The sequence below is a fragment of the Streptomyces sp. NPDC057486 genome (assembly GCF_042802415.1).
GTDB classification, from domain to species: Bacteria; Actinomycetota; Actinomycetes; order Streptomycetales; family Streptomycetaceae; genus Streptomyces; species Streptomyces yanii.
Genome location: NZ_JBHVEE010000286.1, coordinates 1 through 3,123 on the forward strand (window position 1 = coordinate 1; position 3,123 = coordinate 3,123).

The following is a 3,123-nucleotide window of genomic DNA, read 5'->3' on the forward strand; positions in this document are numbered from 1 at the left end:
TAGTCGCCTTCGGTGAGGGCGGCGGTGGTGCCGATGGTGTCGGTGATCTGGGTGAGGAAGCCGACGCCGCGGGGGCGGGCCCAGGTGTCGACCACAGCCTGTAGTTCCCGTGCCCGGTCCGCCTCGCCCCGCAGAGCGGCCAACAGACCCAAATACGCACGGGTGTGATGCGCGAGCAGCAGATATCCGTGCGACGTCGTCAGCTCCAGGCAACGCTGCCCGGTCCGCTCCGCCTCGTCCCACTCACCCACCGCGATCTGGTCCAGCATGATCAGATGCCACACCGTCATGCTGTTGCGCACGAAGCCGGTTTCGGCCTCGCGGTCCACGGTGTGCTGGAGATGGCGCCGGTACTGGCCGAGGATGTCCACGTGGTAGGCGGCGACCCCCAGTCGGCTGATGTCCCACGGATCCATGCCCGCAAGGTTCGTGAACTCACGCTCCACCCGCTCGCGCACACCCGCACCATGCCGGACCACGTCGCCCCACGCGTCGCGGTAGACGAGGGAGCGGGACGGGACCAGCGGGCCCAGGGAGCCGAGGAGTTCGCGGGTCTCCTCCCACTGCGCCCGGTCACCGGCGTACTGATCGATCGCGAGCAGCAGGTTCACCAGCCGTGTGAGCATGTCGGATGCCTGGTCCGGCGCACGGTCGCGCAGGATCGCGATCGTCGCCGAAACCCGGCGGTGCGTGAGCCGTACGTCCCCGTCCTCGAAGAGCGCCATGGAGGCCGAGGTGACCACGGCGGCCGGGGGATCGTCGGTCCCCGGTGCCAGGTCGGAGCGGACGAGCCGCTGCGCCTGGTCGAAGAGCCCTGCGTGGCCCGCGACGAAGGCCGCGTCACCGAGCCTGCGGGAACGCTCCTCGTGGCTCTCGCTCAGCTCCGCGGCCCGGGTCAGCCAGGTCACGGCGGCCACCGCGCCGCCGCGCCGGGTCGCCGAATCCGCCGCCGCCTCCAATGTGCTCGCGATCCCTTCGTCGGGGTCGATCACCGAGGCCGCCAGATGTGTGGCACGCCGTTCGATGTCGTCACGGTGCACGTCGGCGAGGACCGCGTGGGCGGCCCGGCGCTGATTGGGTGTGGCCGCCTGCACCACGGTGGAACGGATCAGCGGGTGCCGGAACACGAAGTCGCCGCTGACGGGGGCGATGTCCAACAGGCCGGCCGCCACCGCCTCGTGCGCGTCACGCATGCGGTAATGCCGCTGACCGGGTGCGGGCGTCGAACCCGGTGCCGCGCCGACACCGTCCAGGGCGCCGCGCAGCAATTCCTCACGGACGTCGGCGCTGAGCTTGTCGATACGGGTGCGGTACACATGCTGGAGGCGTCGGGGCAGCGGCAGGGGCGTGTCTCGCAGTCCGAGGCTCTCCGCCGCCGCGACCTCCGCGTGCGCGCCGCTCAGATGGACGGCCAGTTCGAGCAGCGCCAACGGGTTGCCCTGGGCCCGGTCCAGCACCAGGCGACGGACCTGGGGAGCGAGGCCGGGGCGGTGCAGGTCCAGCAGCCGCCGCGCCTCCTCGTCCGGGAGAGCCCTGACCGGAAGTTCTGGCAGGGCGGCGGTGTCGAAACCGGACGGCACGTCGCCACGCAGCCCGACGACGAGCTTCACGGAACTGCCGGTGAGCCTGCGCCCCACGAACCCGATCACCGCGATGCTGGCGGCGTCCAGCCACTGGCCGTCGTCGAGGACCAGCAGGAGTGGCCTGGTCGAGGCGGCCAGGGACAGCAGGTCCAGGGCGGCGATGCCGAGCGACATGACCGACGGTGGCTTGCCGGTGCCCCGCCCGAAGGCCGCGTCGAACACGGTACGGTGCACCTGGTCCAAGCCGTCGACGGCGGGCAGCAGGGAGTGCAGCAACTGGTGCAGACCGGCGAGGGGCAGCCCGGACTCGGCCTCCACGCCGACGGCCCGGATCACCTCCTGGCCCGCCCGCGCAGCCAGTCGCGCGACATGGTCGAGCAGGGCGCTCTTACCCACCCCGGTCTCTCCCCGCAGGACGAGGGCCTGCCCCTCCGCGGCCGTCACGAACGCAGACAGCCGCCCCTTCTCGTCGTCTCGGCCGATCATCGTCACGTGTGACTCCACGGCGCCCCCACTTCCCTCGTCACCGGACCAGTCACGTGTGTTCATACTGGAGCATATGTGTGCGCAGGGACGACCTTGCGGTACCCCGTGGGGCAGGCGCGGGTTCCGCTCGCCCCGTGACGGCGGCGCACGCCGGACGGCCCGCCCTGGCAGGAGGCCGATCTTCCGGACTCCTGCCCCGCGCGGCTGCCGTACCGCTTGCTTCACCTTCGTTGACACACCTCATGGAGCAGGGTACGGGTACATGTGTTCATTCATCATCAGACAGCATAAAAGGATGCTTTTCTCGATGTGGGTCGAGCGAGCCCGGCCTGGGCCGTTCCGGTGCCGAAACCGCCGGGTTCGCCGACATGCGACCGGGCACAACCGACATCACCCTGGACGGTGGCCGCTGACACCACGTTGCGGGTGCTGGGCACGTGCATGACGGTCGCGGGTGGTGCGGTGGAGGACGGTACGCAGGTGCAGCTGTCCACGTGCACGGGTGCGGCGTCGCAGAAGTGGGCGGCGCAGCCGAACGGTTCGCTGGTGGCCACACGGTCCGGCAAGTGTCTGGACGCGACCGGTCCCAGCTCGGCCAACGGCACCAAGCTCCAGATCCGGACCCGCGCGTCCAGCGTCAACCAGCTCTGGAAACTCCCCGTCTGACGGACTGTTCACACCGGCGCCGGGCCGGGCGGGATGCGTGTCCTGCCCGGCCCGGTGTTTCTTGTCGTCGAGAGTCGAGAGTCGAGAGTCCGGGGCGGGTTCTCGCAGCCGTCAGGTGAACCGGTCCCACGCATCCGACGGCTGCCCGTCCTCCGTCGGATGCGGCGACTGCCGGCGCAGAGTGCCGAGGCCATGCAGAAGCGTGTCGACGACGACGTCGGCCGCCCGCCCGGGGCTCAGCTGCGACTGTTGATGCGGCGCGAGTGTCACCAGTTCGATCAGCAGGGCGTTTACCCAGCCGTGGGGGAGGTCGGGGCGTAGGAGGCCTTCGTGGGTGGCGCGTTGGAGGAAGGTGTCGACTTCCTCGACGCATGCGTCGCGGCGGTTG

2 protein-coding genes and 1 pseudogene are annotated in these 3,123 nt (G+C 70.5%); 1 reads left to right on the top strand and 2 read right to left on the bottom strand.

Translation table 11 applies throughout. The features are described 5' to 3' along the window. On the bottom strand, nt 1–2,069 hold a 2,069-nt coding region (locus tag ACFU6I_RS48250), incomplete at its 3' end, for an AAA family ATPase (protein ID WP_384380858.1). 342 nt (nt 2,070–2,411) lie between these two features. Between ACFU6I_RS48250 and ACFU6I_RS48255 the strand changes: the two genes are divergently transcribed. Continuing rightward, the gene (locus ACFU6I_RS48255; RefSeq protein ID WP_384380861.1) at nt 2,412–2,735 is read left to right on the top strand and encodes an RICIN domain-containing protein; all 324 of its coding nucleotides are present in this window, start codon (nt 2,412–2,414) and stop codon (nt 2,733–2,735) included. Nucleotides 2,736–2,846: 111 nt separating this feature from the next. On the opposite strand, the pseudogene ACFU6I_RS48260 reads toward ACFU6I_RS48255, so the two are convergent. After that, nucleotides 2,847–3,123 (bottom strand): annotated as a pseudogene (locus ACFU6I_RS48260) (hypothetical protein); the annotation flags it as partial.